Origin of the sequence: Gilliamella sp. wkB72 (genome assembly GCF_001693745.1) — a bacterium.
GTDB lineage: Bacteria > Pseudomonadota > Gammaproteobacteria > Enterobacterales > Orbaceae > Gilliamella > Gilliamella apicola_E.
In genome coordinates this window covers 43,954-60,224 of record NZ_LZEI01000021.1, presented here as the reverse complement: position 1 = coordinate 60,224, position 16,271 = coordinate 43,954, and the positions used below count along the sequence as shown (strand labels likewise).

Below are 16,271 nucleotides of genomic sequence, written 5' to 3'. Positions count from 1 at the left end.
ATTAAAAGATGCAAAAAAGATTATTGTAATACTTAGATATGCCACTCTTATTTATAATCACATAATAGTGGCATCGAGCAATAGTGGTAATGTTTTAACAGTGACTCGGTAAGACTTATAACTTAACATTTATCACTCACTAAATTAACGCCGGTGAGTGATTACTTACATTGTACAGCTGAAGTCTCAAATAATTAGCTCTTTATTATTAACTACAGTGAACAGTAATTGCTAACCCACCGCGCGAAGTCTCTCGGTATTTTGCATTCATATCCTTTCCGGTTTCGTACATAGTTTCAATCACCTTATCAAGCGAAACGATAGCTGCAGTAGTGCGTCTTAATGCCATGCGTGTCGCATTAATTGCTTTAACTGCAGCAATCGCATTACGTTCAATACAAGGAACTTGTACTTGACCATCAACAGGATCACAGGTTAAACCTAAATTATGTTCCATACCAATTTCGGCTGCCATACAAACTTGCTGAGGATTACCCCCCAACAATTCAGCCAGACCAGCAGCCGCCATTGAACAAGCAACACCGACCTCACCCTGACAACCAACTTCAGCACCTGAAATAGATGCATTTTTTTGATAAAGTAAACCAATGGCTCCACAAGTTAAAAAATAGCGAATAAAAATATCGGGCGAGACCGGATCGATAAACTTATCATAATAGGCAAGAACGGCTGGTATTATGCCGCAAGCACCATTGGTTGGCGCAGTCACTACCCTTCCCCCTGCGGCATTTTCTTCACTGACTGCTAACGCAAACATATTTATCCAATCAATAATAATCATTGGATCATTATTATTTTTGCTAGTCAATAATTGGCGATAAAGTGCATTTGCTCGACGAGGAACCTTAAGCGCACCAGGTAATAATCCTTCAGTATTCATGCCGCGTTTAATACAATCAAGCATTGTTTGTCCAACTAAAGAAAAATAATTTACAACATCATCATAACTATGCAGTTGTAACTCATTTTTTAACACAATACTCGATACCGACAACGAATTATCATCACAATGCTTCAATAATTGCGCTGCTGTTGAAAAAGGATAAGGCACATCAACAGAATTCTGTTCTTGTTGTCCAAACTGCTCCTCTTCAACAATTTTTCCTCCACCCACTGAATAATAGGTTTTCTGGACGATGAGTTCATTACCATGATAAGCGCTTAACGTCATACCATTTTCATGTAATGGTAAAAAAGTTGAATGAAAAATAATGCTTTCGTTTGAAAAATCAATTTGGTATTTACCATTATATATCGGTAATTTACCACATTGGTTCATGGTTTGAATAAAATGGGGAATTTGGTCAATATTAACGGTATCAGGCTTTTCGCCAGATAACCCAAGAATAATTGCAACATCAGTATGATGCCCCTTGCCGGTCAGTGATAAAGAACCATAAACATCTGCCACAATTTTTGTCACTAATGGCATTTGCCCATTATCAATCAGTTGATCAATAAACGCCTTACCCGCTCGCATTGGACCAACTGTATGTGAACTTGAAGGACCTATACCAATTTTAAATATCTCAAAAACTGAACCCATTTTATCCCTTTTATAATCTTTGACATGCACGTAGTTATGAATAAAAAATGACTTATATAGTGCTATATTATGGTGATAAGTATTAGCTAATCAAGCTAATAATTGAGATTAAATTTTTATCCTTAAATAAATTAAAAAAAAGTTGAGGAGCGGGGTTTTTGACACCTAATTTTGGTTTAAAAACATGTCAAAATGATTATATAGAATCATAGTAACAATTTTATAATACCCGTTATTTTAATCCATAACAGAGTCGTAGTAACAAATGAACCCTGTATCTATATGTTCAATTTTTAAAAATCCCCCCGTCAAAAGATCCATTTGAAAATAGCTTGGTTTTTCTATCAAAGTCACCTTACCATAGAGTTTATTACCAAAGTACATGTATCCGTCGTTGTTAATGTAAACATCATCATCCGGTTCGATTAATCCACCACACGGGCAATCAGCACTGCTTACTAAATCATCATCTTTAGTTTTGCAAGTATCAAAGCGCCAACCGACATTTGAAATTTCATCATAACTCATATCCATTAAATGGTATTTGGCGATTTTGAATGGATAGTAAAGTAGAATCATGCAGAACAAAATAAGAGCAATACGAGATAAAAATTTCAAAAATATTCAACCTTATTATTTTTCTAATCTTATAATTATCTAAATTTACTCTATATTTTTACTCATAACAACAATAACCAATAAAATTACTTTAGTGTTACGTTAGGTACTGCTAAACTAGCTCACATTTTAGTATATTATTAGTACATTATTTTTTTCAGGATAAATTTATGCGAACCAGTAAATATCTTCTATCTACATTAAAAGAGACACCCGCTGATGCTGAAGTGATAAGCCATCAATTAATGTTACGTGCCGGCATGATCCGTAAAGTTGCCGCAGGATTATATACTTGGCTACCTACTGGCTATCGTGTACTTAAAAAAGTTGAAAATATTGTTCGGGAAGAGATGAACAAAGCAGGGGCAATTGAAGTGTTAATGCCAGTTGTGCAACCTGCTGATATTTGGCAAGAGAGTGGTCGTTGGGAACAATATGGTCCAGAGCTATTACGTATCAAAGACCGTGGCGACCGTGATTTTGTATTAGGCCCAACCCATGAGGAAGTGATCACTGACTTACTTCGTAATGAAGTCAGTTCGTATAAACAATTACCGCTTAATGTTTATCAAATTCAAACCAAATTCCGCGACGAAGTCCGCCCACGATTTGGGGTAATGCGTTCGCGTGAATTTATTATGAAAGATGCTTATTCGTTTCATACTTCACAAGAATCTTTACAAGAAACCTATGATGATATGTATAAGGCTTACAGTGCGGTATTTACTCGTGCTGGCTTAAATTTTAGAGCTGTGCGTGCTGATACGGGTTCTATTGGTGGCAACTGGTCGCATGAGTTCCAAGTATTAGCCGATAGTGGTGAAGATGATATTGTCTTTTCAACTGAATCTGATTACGCTGCTAATATTGAGATGGCACAAGCATTAGCACCAACGCAAAGCCGATCAGCACCAACTAAGGCAATGGAACTGGTTGATACACCTGATGCCAAAACAATTGATGAATTAGTTGCACAATTCAATTTACCGATTGAAAAAACAGTTAAAACACTCATGGTCAAGGCGACTAAAGAGAGTGGGCACCAACTTGTAGCTTTATTAGTCCGTGGTGATCACACGTTGAATGAAATCAAAGCGGAAAAAATTGATATTGTGGCATCACCGCTTGAATTTGCAACTGAAGAAGAAATTCGCGCGGTAGTGAATGCAGGACCTGGCTCTTTAGGACCAGTAAACCTTAATATGCCAATCATCATTGACCGTGATGTGGCAGTAATGAGTGATTTTAGTGCTGGCGCCAACATTGATCATAAACATTATTTCAATATCAATTGGGAAAGAGATGTCGCTTTACCTCGCATTGAAGATATTCGTAATGTGGTTGAAGGCGATATTAGCCCAGATGGTAAAGGGACATTACAAATTAAACGTGGTATTGAAGTTGGGCATATTTTCCAACTTGGTACTAAGTATTCAGAAGCAATGAAAGCAACTGTCCAAGGTGAAGATGGACAAAACCATGTGATGATCATGGGCTGTTATGGAATTGGGGTTAGCCGAATTGTTGCAGCTGCAATTGAACAATGCCATGACGATCGAGGGATTATTTGGCCAGAAGCGATTGCACCATTTAGTGTTGTCATTATTCCAATGAATATGCATAAATCAGAAAAAGTACAAGCCACTGCTGAAAAACTTTATGCCGATCTCCAAGCTCTGGGTATTGAAGTATTATTTGATGATCGTAAAGAGCGTCCAGGTGTGATGTTTGCAGATGCCGAACTTATTGGTATTCCTCATACTATCGTTATTGGTGAACGTAACCTTGATAATGGTGAAGTGGAATACAAACATCGTGCGGGTGGCGATAAAGAATTAATTAAAGTTGATGATATCGTTGAATTTATTAAAAAACGTCAACAATAAACTTAAGAATTAGATTTTAATATTGGAGCACAAATGGCCTGTAATAAAATATCCAAAATAACTAATATTTTCTTATTGTGTTACTTGTGCTTTATCATTAGTGGTTGCCAATCTAATATCAATTCTTTACATCTCCCCGATAATTTTTATCAAGTTTCTAATGATGTCTATCGCTCTGAGCAACCCAGTGTAGAGCAGATAGCGCAGCTTGATAAACTTGGCTTTAAAACCATTATAAATTTACGGCTATTTCACAGCGATCGAGAGTTAGTCGAAAATGCACAGATATCAGAAGTTTGGATTCGAATGCGGGCAGGTGATATTACTGATGAGAAAATGATCCAAGTAATGAAAGCGATTCATACCTCTCCTAAACCGATATTAATCCATTGTTGGCAAGGCAGTGATCGTACCGGCGTCACTATTGCTATGTACCGTTTGGTTTTTGAGAATTGGACTAAATCTCAAGCAATTAATGAGTTAATGCAAACTGAATTTGGTCATCACTACAATGTTTATCCTAACATACGAAAATACATTGAAAACGTTGATGTAGAATATATTCGCCATGCTGTATTTGAATAATTTCATTATTTAATTTAATAAACTAAATAGTCTTTATCAAATAAATAGCTCAATTTGATAAAAAATTCAAAGTGATATTGTCTTTTTTTTAAGCTAAAATGTTTCATAATCAAATTTTTTTATGAGTCATAAATATGTTAAAAAAAGCAATCGCATTGGTACTATCGACATCACTATTCTTACAAAATACACCTATTGTTTATGCAGCAGATAATATAACACTACCTGAGATGGGAACCGCAGCTGCAACCACATTAAGCATCGGGCAAGAAAAAGAGATGGGTGATTATTATGTGCGATTGTTACGAGGCAGTGCTCCTATAGCCAATGACCCTGTCTTAAATCAATATATTAATAATTTAGGAAAAAAATTAGTTTCTAAATCTGAATCAGTTCAAACCCCTTTCCATTTTTATATAATGAAAAGTAATGTGCTCAATGCCTTTGCTTTTTTTGGCGGTAATGTTGTCATTCATTCAAGAATAATTATGGATACTGATAATGAAAGCCAATTAGCTTCGGTTATGGCTCACGAAATTGGGCATGTTACTCAACGCCATTTAGCTCGCGCTATGGAGGCTCAAAATAAAAATAGTCCTTATGTTTGGGGGGGAGCCTTAGGTTCATTACTATTAACATTAGCTAATCCAGAAGCGGGTATGGCGGCAATGACAACCACCATGGCAAGTTCGACACAGAGTATGATTAGTTTTACTCAATCAAATGAACAAGAAGCCGATAGAGTTGGGCTTAGAACCATAGCAAAAGCCGGATTTGATCCTCATGCATCTTCTGAATTTTTACAAAAACTTGCTGATCAAAGTCGCTTCAGTAGTAAACCGCCTGAAATTTTAATGACTCACCCATTACCGAATAGCCGTTTATCGGATATGCGCAATCGCTCTTTGCAATATTCTAAAAAAAATGTACCTTCCTCATTAAGTTATTATTTAGCTAAGGCCCGAATAGCAATACTTATGGGAAATAATAATACCGCTAAACTATTACTTGATAATTATCGCAAATTGAATACCGATCAGGGTAAAAAGGCGCTAACCTATGCCGTCGCACTAAGTAATTACAAAAGTAAAAATCTTGTTCAAGCAAAAATTCAATTGCAACCGTTATTAGATAATGATCCAGATAATATTTGGTATATTGATTTAATGACAGATATCAATTTAGAAAGTAATAATAATAAAGAAGCCATAGCTCGTTTACAATCTGCCTTAAAACGATCACCTGATAATGCTGTATTACAATTAAATCTTGCTAATGCTTATATAAAAGATGGCCAATATCAGCAAGCGGTGAGTTTATTACATCGTTATACATTTGATCACAATGATGATACTAATGGTTGGGATTTACTGGTTACCGCTTATGGGGGAATAAAATCGAGAGCCCAAGAAATGAGTGCAAGGGCAGAATCAATCGCGCTTGAAGGACGTTTCCCTGAAGCAATTCAATTATTAACCAATGCTAGAGCTCAAGCTAAAGGTAATCAAACATTAATTTCAAAAATTGACGCAAGAATTAATCAATTGAAACAATTACAAAAACGTTACGCTGCTTATAGCAGAAGGTAGTCTGAATATTACTCGGCTAATAACTTAATTAGCCGAGTATACATGACAGAATTAACGGTAATTAATTATTTAAATGATCGACATTATTATAAAACTTAACTGAAAATTCCCCCTCAGGCTTATCATCAGTTTGCTTATAGTTAACTACACTTATACTGGTATTTAACACTCGTGGGAAATAATCTTCATCACGATGTCTACGCCAATCTCCACCATTTAAAACACAAAGTAATATTCTTAAAACCGTACCATGTGATACAACTAAAATATTTCCTTCATCTTGCGGTGCATTTTTTACGATAACATTTAAAGCTTCTTTCATACGAGAAAGTATATCAAGGTAGTTTTCACCTTGGTTAATAGATGAGTCAAAGTTTTCAGGGTCGGTTAAATAAGTCGTGAATTCAGGTATTTCTTTTCTTAATGAAGGGACATGTTTGCCTTCCCAAAGACCAAAATCCATTTCTCTTAGATTATCAAGTTCAAAAGTCGGAATGACATTGTCATTTTCATGAATGATATAATCTCGAGTCTCTTTAGCCCGTTGTTGTGGGCTTGAGTAGGCTTGTATAAAAGGTATATTTTTCAGATGCTTTCCAGTGATTTGAGCGCCTAAAACACCATTTTCTGTCAAAGGCGAATTTTTCGATCCTTGCATTTGATCTTTAATATTCCATTCGGTTTGACCATGTCTAATTAAATATAAATTAAGATCTTTCATTATTGTTGATTACCTTCTCATTTAAATCATTGTTGATATTTATCATTTCTAATCTGGATTAAACAGTTTTGCAATATATTATCCATCGGGGCATGTAATTGCATCTCTTGTAAAGTTTTTGGATGAATAAATTTCACATTAGCTGCATGTAAAAATAATCGATTAAGTTTGCTTTTAGCTAATAATTCATCAAATTGGCTATCTCCGTAACGATCATCAAATGCTATTGGATGATTAACATATTGAGTGTGTACACGAATTTGATGCGTTCGTCCAGTTACGGGACTAGCTTTTATTAATGTTGCAAAACCAAAGCGTTCTTCCACTTTGAATCGTGTCTCAGATGGCTTACCTTCTGTATTTACCTTAACCACGCGTTCACCACTTTTAAGTACATTTTTTAATAGTGGTGCTTGTACAACTTTACATTCAGAAGGCCAATTACCTTTCACTAAAGCTAAATAATTTTTTTGCATCTGTTTTAAACGAAGTTGTTCATGTAATGCTTTTAGTGCAGAACGTTTCTTAGCAATAAGTAAAACACCAGATGTTTCACGATCGATACGATGTACTAATTCTAAAAATTTGGCTTCAGGTCTTAATGCTCTTAATCCTTCAATAACGCCAAAACTTAAGCCACTTCCACCATGTACGGCAATGCCAGATGGTTTATTAATCGCAAGAATCACATCATCTTCATAAATAATTGATTTTTCTAAATCAGCAACTTTATTCAGTTTTTTTGAAATTTCAGGAACTGTTTTTTCTGAAACACGAATAGGTGGAATTCGAACTTCATCACCAACAGCTAATTTATATTCTGGCTTAATCCGCTTTTTGTTGACACGCACTTCCCCTTTTCTAAGTATGCGATAAATCATACTTTTAGGCACACCCTTGAGGTATGTTATTAAAAAGTTGTCAATTCGTTGTGTCACATTTTCTTCAGTGATTGTGACAAATGAGACTTGTAATTTTGTTTGTTGAACGTTTGAGTCCATAAGAAAAGATTAATCCACCCTTAATAAATAAAAGTCGTTTTACATTACTTAAAAATAAACTACACTAATGGTAAAAAGAATAAGATTGGTTAATTTTAATAACCTTAATATAAAATGATTATAGCGGAATATGGAGGAATAAAATAGTATGTTGTATTTACTCAACCAATACTCTCGAGGAAGATTTGCTTGGTTTTTATTGTTTCTTTCCACCGCTATTTTTGAATTGACCGCTCTCTATTTTCAACATGGTTTAGGCCTAGCCCCTTGTACTTTATGTATTTATCAGCGCTGTGCAATTTACGGTATTATGTTTGGCAGCATCGTTGGACTTATCAACCCCAAAAAATTAATATTTAGACTAGCTGGCATATTAATCTGGCTATTTAGCGCTTTTAAGGGGTTTGAATTAGCAACTTTTCATGCCCATTTGCAGTTCGAACCGGATTTAAGTGATACCTGTGCAATTAATGTCCAATTCCCTTCTTGGTTACCATTAAATGAATGGTTACCAAGCATGTTTAATGCTTATGGTTCTTGTTCAGAAAAAATCTGGTCGTTCTTAACTATTGAAATGTCGCAATGGATGATAATCATTTTTGCTTGCTATCTTTTTGTTAGTTTAATCATACTATTTTGCCAATTGTTTTCAGCTAATAAAAAGTCAATCTGGAGTAAATAAGTTTATTTCAACTGGCACTTTTTACCGAGTTTGTTAGAATGTGTGACAATTTAATTTGACAAATTATCACACTAAATGCTTTTGGAATATCATCCCCCCATTGATCCTTGGTTAACTATTTTATATCAAGATGATCATATTGTTGTGGTTAACAAACAACCTGGTATTTTGTCGGTATCAGGAAATAAACCACAATTTATAGATAGTATTATTCATCGTTTACAACAAAAATATAGTTATGTTGAATCAGTCCATCGTCTAGATATGGCTACGAGTGGCATTATGGTTGCTGCTTTATCTAAATTAGCAGATAGAGAAATTAAAAAGCAGTTTAGAGAGCGTATACCTAAAAAAACATATATTGCTGTGGTCCACGGTCACCTTAAGGATGACGCAGGCCAAGTCGAACTCCCATTAATTTGTGATTGGCCTAATCGCCCAAGACAGATGGTAGATCATGAAAATGGCAAATACGCATTAACACATTATCAAGTTATCTCACGCAATAATGATAATACAACTCGGGTGGCATTGTTTCCATTTACAGGGCGCTCTCATCAATTAAGAGTGCATATGCAAGCTATAGGGCATCCTATTTTAGGCGATAAATTTTATGCTCATCCTGAAGCATTTTCAATGTCAAAAAGGTTATTGTTACATGCTCAACATCTAACAATAAATCATCCTAAAACCGGTGAAACTCTGACATTCCGTTGTGAACCTGATTTTTAAAATTTAAGCGTACATCTACTTGCTATACTTGATTAACTAATTACGATATAAAACTAATATCATGGAGTCATTAAATGCAGAAAATTGTTTTAGCCACTAATAACCAAGGAAAGGTCAATGAATTACAAACGCTTTTAGCCGATGCTGGATTTGATGTTATAGCCCAAAATAGCTTCAATGTTCCTGATATAGAAGAAACAGGCCTAACATTTATTGAAAATGCCATCTTAAAAGCAAGACATACCGCAAAAGTGACTCAACTACCGGCGATAGCAGATGATTCAGGTTTAGTTGTTCAAGCACTAAACGGGCAACCTGGTATCTATTCCGCTCGTTATGCGGGAGAACATGGTAATGACAAAAGCAATAATGAAAAGCTATTACTTGAATTAAAAGATGTGCCTAAAGAAAAAAGGACAGCATACTTTTATTGTGCACTCGCTTTTATGCGACACGAAAATGATCCTACACCAATCATCTGTTTAGGGAAATGGAATGGATTAATTATGAATGAACCTCATGGAAGTGGTGGTTTTGGTTATGATCCATTATTCTATATTCCTGAGCTTAATTGCAGTGCAGCAGAGCTAACTAAAGAACATAAGAGCCAAATTTCTCATCGTGGACAGGCTTTAAAACAGTTAATAGCTAAAATAAAAACAGATTATTAGAGAATTTATTTAGCTTATTGTTTCTTTTCATGAATTGCACATGTTGAACTAAACAGTATATACTAGTGCACCAATTATTTTGGAGTCGATATTGTGATATTGTTGATAGTAAGTGGCCGTTCCGGTTCAGGAAAATCAATTGCATTACGCGCATTAGAAGATATGGGTTTTTATTGCGTTGATAATATTCCCGTCGCATTATTACCGCAACTTGCAGAATCATTAAAAGATAACAATACACCTGTTGCGGTTAGTATCGATATTCGCAATTTACCAGCTAACTTTAATTTTGATCATGATATTTTTCAGCGATTACCATCATCTGTTACTCCTGAAATCATCTTTTTTGATTGTAGTCGTAATACTCTGATCCGACGTTATAGCGAAACAAGACGAATACATCCACTAACCAATCAAAAATACTCTTTAGAAGAAGCCATTGATCTTGAAGAGAAGTATTTAGAGCCTTTAAAATCACACGCAAGTTTAGTTATAAATACTGATAATCTTTCAGTTCATGAGTTATCTAATATTCTTCGTTCACGGATTTTAGGAAAAAAAGAGCGGGAATTAACCATGATTTTTGAATCATTTGGCTTTAAACATGGTTTACCTGTCGATGCTGATTTCGTGTTTGATGTAAGATTTTTACCTAACCCACATTGGGATATATCTTTACGTCCATTAACTGGCTTAGATGAGCCTGTTAAAAATTTCTTACTAAAACATGATGAAGTTACTAATTTCATTTATCAAACAGCCAATTATTTACAACAGTGGTTACCAATGTTAGAAAAAAATAATCGTAGCTATTTAACGATAGCCATCGGTTGTACAGGCGGGCAACACCGTTCTGTTTTTATTGCAGAACAATTAGCCGGGTTTTTTAAAGCGCAAAATAAACAAGTGCAAATTCGTCATCGAACACTTGAAAAAAAATAATTACTACTACTCTGAAAGTTCAAAATTTGGTAACTCCTCAAATCGTTTTTTATATTTTTCAAAAATATCTTTCAGAGTTAGCTTAGGTTTAGCCGGTTTAATTAATTCACTGACTTTAACTAATTCGATATTGTCAGGCAAATTAGCTAATTTTGCTCTTAAAACATTAACGGTTTGAGGATGTGGATGGCCAATGGCGATAGCATAACCATTTTTTTGCGCAATTTTAACTGCCAGATCAAACTGCTGACTAATAGCACTTTCTATCTGCTTATCATCTAAAAATACATCACGCCCAATTACAGTTATATTATAATCAGTTGCGGCATTTTTTACTTGAGTTTTACCTATCGTTTTACTATCCAAAAAAAACATTGAGTGATGACTTAATGCTTTCATAACATTGTGCATACCATTGAAATTTGATGTCATCAAACTGCCCATATGATTATTTACACCTATTGCATATGGAACTAGAGATACTGCATCATCAACAATTCTTTTTACTTCTGCTTCATCCATATAAGGAAATAGAGTATCTTTTTCTAGAGGTTGTTTCCCCATAGGAGCCATAGGTAAGTGAATAATCACATCATTACCATGTTGATGAGCAAAGGTTGCGATATGTTTGGCATTTGGTGAATGTGGTAAAACAGCAATTGTAATGTTGGGTGAAAATAAAATAATCTGTTCTTCATTATGTTGACGATAACCAAAATCATCAATCACTAACGCTAGTTTCGCAGCATATGCACTATTTACATTTAATAATAATATCCCTATATATAATATACGTTTAATCATTTTAACCAACCACTAGGATCTAATGCTTTACCATCTCGGCGAATTTCAAAATAAAGCCCAGGAGTATTTTGACCTCCGCTTGAACCAACAATTGCAATCGGCTGATCTGTCCTAACATTATCACCGACTTCTACTAAAACACGTTGGTTATAGCCATATAAACTCATATCGCCTTTACCGTGCTCAAGCGCAACCACAAAACCATAACCTTGCAGCCAGCTGGCTAGGATAACTCGACCATCAGTAATTGCTTTGACTTGTGTGCCATCTTTGGCATTTATCACCATTCCCTTCCAACGAAGTTCACCTTGCAAAGCCTCACCAAATCGATGAGCAATACTACCATTTACAGGCCAAAGAAATTGATTCTGTGGTTTACCAATACCACTAACTCGAGCCATTAATGCACGTTCATCCGCGTTAGGTGTATAATTTGTATTCTTTTGTTTTTCTTGGATATTTTTGGCTTGTCTTGCTTCTTCTTCCGCAATTCGACGGTTTTCTCTTTCTGCTTGAGCAATCTTAGCCTGTAATTTCGCTTCATTATCTTTAAGTTGAGCTAATTTTTGTTGATTTTTTTGCATTGATGATTCAAGAGAATTGATAGTTTTTTGGCGTTTTTGGTGATTTTTTTCTAAGGCTATTTGCTCTTGTTTTTGCTTGTTATGTAGTGTTTTTTGAGTGGCTTGCTTTTTTTGCAAAGCATTTTTCTTTTCATTGAGTTGTAATTGCGTTTCACGAAGCTTATTTATTTGTTGTTGTCTTGCTTCATTAATATAACGAAAATAAGTAATAAGGCGTTCATTACGCTCACTTTGTTCGCTAGCAAAGATCAACTTAAAGTTGGTATTTTTTCCTAATTTAAATGCGCTTTCAAGCTGTTTGGATAACTCATCTCGTTGTTGATTTTGTTTAATGGTTAATTCATCAATTTGCTTGATTAAATGAGTAATTTCCCCATCTAATTTTTTTAGAGTAAGACCATTTTTTTCAATCGATGTAAGTAAATTAGCAATTTCAGTTTCTTGGTTTTTAAGATCATTGACCAATTGAGTCCGTTCTTTTGTTTGTTCTGCTAGGCGCTTTTCATGCTCTTTAATTGAACGACGCAATGATTCTAATTGTTGATTATCATCAGCATACACAAAATGTGTATTCATTAATCCAATAAATAAAATAATCAATAGATTACGATAAATAGACATGGCCTTTTTATTTATGATTTATTACCAAGCAATAAAGATAACTTTACTATACCTACAAATGTGTAAAGATGCAAAATGAAAACTATATTATGTAACTTTATTAATAAAAGTAATTAGGCATTTCACAAGCACTAATAAAAAGTATAAAATGTAGCACTATTTAATTTGTAGTAAAAATTAATTTAACCACAAAGATAACATCATGCAAAAGTTTAATGTCAAAACCTTTCAGGGTTTAATACTTACGTTACAAGATTATTGGGCTAATCAAGGTTGTACAGTGATTCAGCCATTAGATATGGAAGTCGGCGCAGGTACTTCTCATCCAATGACCTGTTTAAGAGCACTTGGTCCTGAACCGATTAATGCTGCTTACGTTCAACCTTCTCGTCGCCCTACTGATGGTCGTTATGGTGAAAATCCTAATAGGTTACAACATTATTACCAATTCCAAGTTATCTTAAAACCATCACCAGATAATATCCAAGAACTTTACTTAGGATCACTAAAAGAGCTTGGTCTTGATCCAACTGTTAACGATATCCGTTTTGTAGAAGACAATTGGGAAAATCCAACATTAGGTGCATGGGGATTAGGTTGGGAAGTTTGGTTAAACGGTATGGAAGTGACCCAATTTACCTATTTCCAACAAGTTGGTGGTCTTGAGTGTAAACCGGTGACAGGCGAGATTACTTATGGTTTAGAACGCCTTGCTATGTATATTCAAGGTGTAGATAGCGTTTATGATTTAATCTGGAGTGATGGCGCATTTGGTAAAACCACTTATGGTGATGTTTTTCACCAAAACGAAGTTGAACAATCCACTTATAATTTCGAGTACGCTAATATTGATTTCTTATTTTATTGTTTTGAACAACATGAAAAAGAAGCAAAAATGTTACTTGAATTAGAAAAACCTCTACCGCTACCTGCTTATGAACGTATTTTAAAAGCAGCTCACTGCTTCAATTTACTTGATGCCCGCAAAGCTATTTCAGTAACTGAGCGACAACGTTACATATTGCGTATCAGAACATTAACAAAAATGGTTGCTGAAGCATATTACGCCTCTCGTGAAGCACTTGGATTTCCAATGTGCCAAAATAAACGTTCTAACCAAAATGCATCAAAGTAGGAATTGATATATTATGCAAAAAACATTTCTAGTAGAAATCGGTACTGAAGAGTTACCACCGAAATCACTCCGCACTTTGGCTGAAAGCTTTGCAGCTAATTTTATTGAACAACTTGATAATGCTAACTTAGAACATGGTGAGGTACTTTGGTTTGCATCGCCGCGCCGTTTAGCTTTAAAAGTATTGAATTTAAATGACACTCAACCAGATAGCCAAGTTGTTAAACGCGGTCCTGCGGTAAGTGCCGCATTTGATGCAAATGGTAAACCAACAAAAGCAGCAGAAGGCTGGGCTAGAGGATGTGGCATCGATATCTCTCAAGCAGAGCGCATTCAAACAGATAAAGGCGAATGGTTATCTTATACTCATAATCAAAAAGGACAGCCTGTTGTTAATTTATTATGTGATATGGTTAAAAATGCATTAAATAAATTACCTATTCCTAAACCTATGCGCTGGGCAGCTCGCCAAGTTGAATTTATCAGACCAAGCCATACTGTAACTATGCTATATGGTGATCAACTTGTACCGGGCGTCATTTTAGACATTCAATCAGATCGTATTATTCGCGGACACCGCTTTATGGGTGAACAAGAATTTACCATTGATAATGCTGACCAATATCCTGAAATCCTTGAACAACGAGGCAAAGTTATTGCTGACTATAACAAGCGAAAATCAATCATTAAGCAGCAAGCTCAAGAAGCTGCTGAAAAACTTAATGGTAAAGCAGATTTAACTGAAAGCTTACTTGAGGAAGTTTCATCATTGGTTGAATGGCCTGTAGTATTAACAGCAAAATTTGAAGAAAGATTTTTAGAAGTTCCAGCCGAGTCATTGGTATATACGATGAAAGGCGATCAAAAATATTTCCCTGTCTATGATAAACAAGGAAAACTATTACCAAACTTCATCTTCGTTGCAAATATTGAATCAAAAGATCCTCAAGTTGTTATTTCTGGTAATGAAAAAGTGGTTCGTCCTCGTTTAGCTGATGCCGAATTTTTCTATAGAACAGACTTAAAACAACGTTTGGAAGATCGCCTTCCTCGCCTTGAGACGGTTTTATTTCAACAACAACTTGGTACAGTTAAAGATAAAGCACTTCGTATTGAGGCCTTATCTGGCTTCATCGCCGAAAAAATTGGTGCTGACACTGAACAAGCCAAACGTGCAGGGAAATTAACTAAATGTGATTTAGTTACTAACACGGTGTTTGAATTTCCTGAAACACAAGGCATCATAGGTCGATATATAGCGATCAAAGATGGTGAAAGTATTGAAGTCGCTACCGCTATTGAAGAACAATATAAACCTCGTTTTTCAGGCGATGAACTACCAAGTACTCCTGTGTCTAGTGCGGTATCTATTGCCGAAAAAATGGATACATTAGCCGGTATTTTTGGTATTGGTCAACATCCTAAAGGTGATAAAGATCCATTTGCACTTCGCCGTGCAGCTATTGGTGTATTACGTATTATTGTTGAAAAAAGCTTACCTCTTGATTTAGTTGAGCTAGCAAGTTTTGCCACATCTTTATATGGAAATAAATTAACCAACAACAATGTTGTTATAGATATTGTTAATTTTATGCAAGGTCGATTCCGAGCATGGTATCAAGAAAAAGGATTTGCGATAGATACCATTCAGGCTGTCTTGGCAATTAATCCAACCAAGCCTGCAGATTTTGATACCCGCGTTAATGCGGTAACACATTTTAGAACGTTACCTGAAGCTTCTTCATTAGCAGAAGCAAATAAACGTGTATCAAATATTTTGTCTAAATCTGAAAACGCTATCCCTGAAAATATTAACGCCTCACTTCTTGAAACGGGTGCAGAAAGCGAATTAGCTATGCAAATAGCAATATTGACAGATAAGTTAGCACCTTACTTTACTGAAGGTCGATATCAAGATGCCTTAATTGAATTAGCATCACTTAAAGCACCTATTGATACATTTTTTGAGAAAGTAATGGTAATGGTTGATGACGAAAAAATTAAACTAAACCGATTGGCTCTTTTGAAAAAATTACAAAATTTATTTTTGAAGGTTGCCGATATTTCTATACTACAATCATAACTTTTGAATTAAATATAAAGACCGTGGTAATACTAGTATTACCACCCATA

General features: G+C 35.1%; 15 protein-coding genes. 9 read left to right on the top strand and 6 right to left on the bottom strand.

The window, feature by feature from the left end:
• Nucleotides 1-208 precede the first annotated feature (208 nt).
• Nucleotides 209-1,567 (bottom strand): L-serine ammonia-lyase, encoded by a 1,359-nt coding sequence (locus A9G07_RS10340; RefSeq protein ID WP_065735040.1) that lies wholly within the window; start codon nucleotides 1,565-1,567, stop codon nucleotides 209-211.
• Between the two features lie 237 nt (nucleotides 1,568-1,804).
• Complete coding sequence (locus A9G07_RS10335; protein WP_065562022.1) at nucleotides 1,805-2,185, bottom strand: hypothetical protein; 381 nt, start codon at nucleotides 2,183-2,185, stop codon at nucleotides 1,805-1,807.
• Between the two features lie 170 nt (nucleotides 2,186-2,355).
• Between A9G07_RS10335 and proS the strand changes: the two genes are divergently transcribed.
• From proS to A9G07_RS10320, 3 genes are all read left to right on the top strand, one after another.
• Complete coding sequence (proS, locus tag A9G07_RS10330) at nucleotides 2,356-4,071, top strand: proline--tRNA ligase (protein WP_065735039.1); 1,716 nt, start codon at nucleotides 2,356-2,358, stop codon at nucleotides 4,069-4,071.
• Between the two features lie 33 nt (nucleotides 4,072-4,104).
• Complete coding sequence (locus tag A9G07_RS10325; protein WP_065735038.1) at nucleotides 4,105-4,656, top strand: tyrosine-protein phosphatase; 552 nt, start codon at nucleotides 4,105-4,107, stop codon at nucleotides 4,654-4,656.
• Nucleotides 4,657-4,790: 134 nt separating this feature from the next.
• A complete protein-coding gene (locus A9G07_RS10320) occupies nucleotides 4,791-6,245 on the top strand; it encodes a M48 family metalloprotease (RefSeq protein ID WP_065562019.1) in 1,455 nt (484 codons plus the stop codon).
• Nucleotides 6,246-6,306: 61 nt separating this feature from the next.
• On the opposite strand, the gene A9G07_RS10315 is transcribed toward A9G07_RS10320, so the two are convergent.
• Together A9G07_RS10315 and rluC are read right to left on the bottom strand one after the other, a co-directional pair.
• Nucleotides 6,307-6,966 carry a histidine phosphatase family protein gene (locus A9G07_RS10315; RefSeq protein WP_141677511.1) on the bottom strand — a complete coding sequence of 220 codons (660 nt, stop codon included), beginning with the start codon at nucleotides 6,964-6,966 and terminating at the stop codon, nucleotides 6,307-6,309.
• Between the two features lie 26 nt (nucleotides 6,967-6,992).
• Nucleotides 6,993-7,967, bottom strand: a complete 975-nt coding sequence (gene rluC, locus A9G07_RS10310; RefSeq protein ID WP_065735036.1) for a 23S rRNA pseudouridine(955/2504/2580) synthase RluC — start codon at nucleotides 7,965-7,967, stop codon at nucleotides 6,993-6,995.
• A 148-nt stretch (nucleotides 7,968-8,115) separates the two neighbouring features.
• Here rluC and dsbB point away from each other — a divergent pair, with 148 nt between their 5' ends.
• The 4 genes from dsbB (at nucleotide 8,116) to rapZ (ending at nucleotide 10,994) form a co-directional block, all read left to right on the top strand.
• Complete coding sequence (gene dsbB / locus A9G07_RS10305; RefSeq protein ID WP_065735035.1) at nucleotides 8,116-8,649, top strand: disulfide bond formation protein DsbB; 534 nt, start codon at nucleotides 8,116-8,118, stop codon at nucleotides 8,647-8,649.
• A 75-nt stretch (nucleotides 8,650-8,724) separates the two neighbouring features.
• The gene (gene rluA / locus A9G07_RS10300) at nucleotides 8,725-9,381 is read left to right on the top strand and encodes a bifunctional tRNA pseudouridine(32) synthase/23S rRNA pseudouridine(746) synthase RluA (protein WP_065562015.1); all 657 of its coding nucleotides are present in this window, start codon (nucleotides 8,725-8,727) and stop codon (nucleotides 9,379-9,381) included.
• Between the two features lie 74 nt (nucleotides 9,382-9,455).
• Nucleotides 9,456-10,052, top strand: a complete 597-nt coding sequence (locus A9G07_RS10295; protein WP_065735034.1) for an XTP/dITP diphosphatase — start codon at nucleotides 9,456-9,458, stop codon at nucleotides 10,050-10,052.
• Nucleotides 10,053-10,145: 93 nt separating this feature from the next.
• Nucleotides 10,146-10,994: an RNase adapter RapZ gene (gene rapZ, locus A9G07_RS10290; protein ID WP_065735033.1), complete on the top strand. Its 849-nt coding sequence runs from the start codon at nucleotides 10,146-10,148 to the stop codon at nucleotides 10,992-10,994.
• A 6-nt stretch (nucleotides 10,995-11,000) separates the two neighbouring features.
• Here rapZ and A9G07_RS10285 read toward each other — a convergent pair whose 3' ends face one another.
• Nucleotides 11,001-11,798, bottom strand: coding sequence for a divergent polysaccharide deacetylase family protein (locus tag A9G07_RS10285; protein ID WP_065735032.1), 798 nt, complete (start codon nucleotides 11,796-11,798; stop codon nucleotides 11,001-11,003).
• Nucleotides 11,795-12,958, bottom strand: a complete 1,164-nt coding sequence (gene envC, locus A9G07_RS10280; protein WP_176713971.1) for a murein hydrolase activator EnvC — start codon at nucleotides 12,956-12,958, stop codon at nucleotides 11,795-11,797. Before envC ends, A9G07_RS10285 begins: the two co-directional genes overlap by 4 nt.
• A 247-nt stretch (nucleotides 12,959-13,205) precedes the next feature.
• Between envC and glyQ the strand changes: the two genes are divergently transcribed.
• Both glyQ and glyS read left to right on the top strand, forming a co-directional pair.
• Nucleotides 13,206-14,138: a glycine--tRNA ligase subunit alpha gene (gene glyQ, locus A9G07_RS10275; protein WP_065562010.1), complete on the top strand. Its 933-nt coding sequence runs from the start codon at nucleotides 13,206-13,208 to the stop codon at nucleotides 14,136-14,138.
• Between the two features lie 10 nt (nucleotides 14,139-14,148).
• Nucleotides 14,149-16,221 carry a glycine--tRNA ligase subunit beta gene (gene glyS, locus A9G07_RS10270; protein WP_065735030.1) on the top strand — a complete coding sequence of 691 codons (2,073 nt, stop codon included), beginning with the start codon at nucleotides 14,149-14,151 and terminating at the stop codon, nucleotides 16,219-16,221.
• Nucleotides 16,222-16,271: the final 50 nt, after the last annotated feature.

Excerpts from the sequence above, each read along its gene's own strand:
- A9G07_RS10285 (WP_065735032.1), bottom strand. The coding sequence starts at position 11,798 with ATGATTAAACGTATATTATATATAGGGATATTATTATTAAATGTAAAT.
- glyQ (WP_065562010.1), top strand. The coding sequence starts at position 13,206 with ATGCAAAAGTTTAATGTCAAAACCTTTCAGGGTTTAATACTTACGTTA.
- A9G07_RS10320 (WP_065562019.1), top strand. The coding sequence starts at position 4,791 with ATGTTAAAAAAAGCAATCGCATTGGTACTATCGACATCACTATTCTTA.
- A9G07_RS10340 (WP_065735040.1), bottom strand. The coding sequence starts at position 1,567 with ATGGGTTCAGTTTTTGAGATATTTAAAATTGGTATAGGTCCTTCAAGT.
- A9G07_RS10295 (WP_065735034.1), top strand. The coding sequence starts at position 9,456 with ATGCAGAAAATTGTTTTAGCCACTAATAACCAAGGAAAGGTCAATGAA.
- rluA (WP_065562015.1), top strand. The coding sequence starts at position 8,725 with ATGCTTTTGGAATATCATCCCCCCATTGATCCTTGGTTAACTATTTTA.
- rluC (WP_065735036.1), bottom strand. The coding sequence starts at position 7,967 with ATGGACTCAAACGTTCAACAAACAAAATTACAAGTCTCATTTGTCACA.
- envC (WP_176713971.1), bottom strand. The coding sequence starts at position 12,958 with ATGAATACACATTTTGTGTATGCTGATGATAATCAACAATTAGAATCA.
- dsbB (WP_065735035.1), top strand. The coding sequence starts at position 8,116 with ATGTTGTATTTACTCAACCAATACTCTCGAGGAAGATTTGCTTGGTTT.
- A9G07_RS10315 (WP_141677511.1), bottom strand. The coding sequence starts at position 6,966 with ATGAAAGATCTTAATTTATATTTAATTAGACATGGTCAAACCGAATGG.
- proS (WP_065735039.1), top strand. The coding sequence starts at position 2,356 with ATGCGAACCAGTAAATATCTTCTATCTACATTAAAAGAGACACCCGCT.
- A9G07_RS10325 (WP_065735038.1), top strand. The coding sequence starts at position 4,105 with ATGGCCTGTAATAAAATATCCAAAATAACTAATATTTTCTTATTGTGT.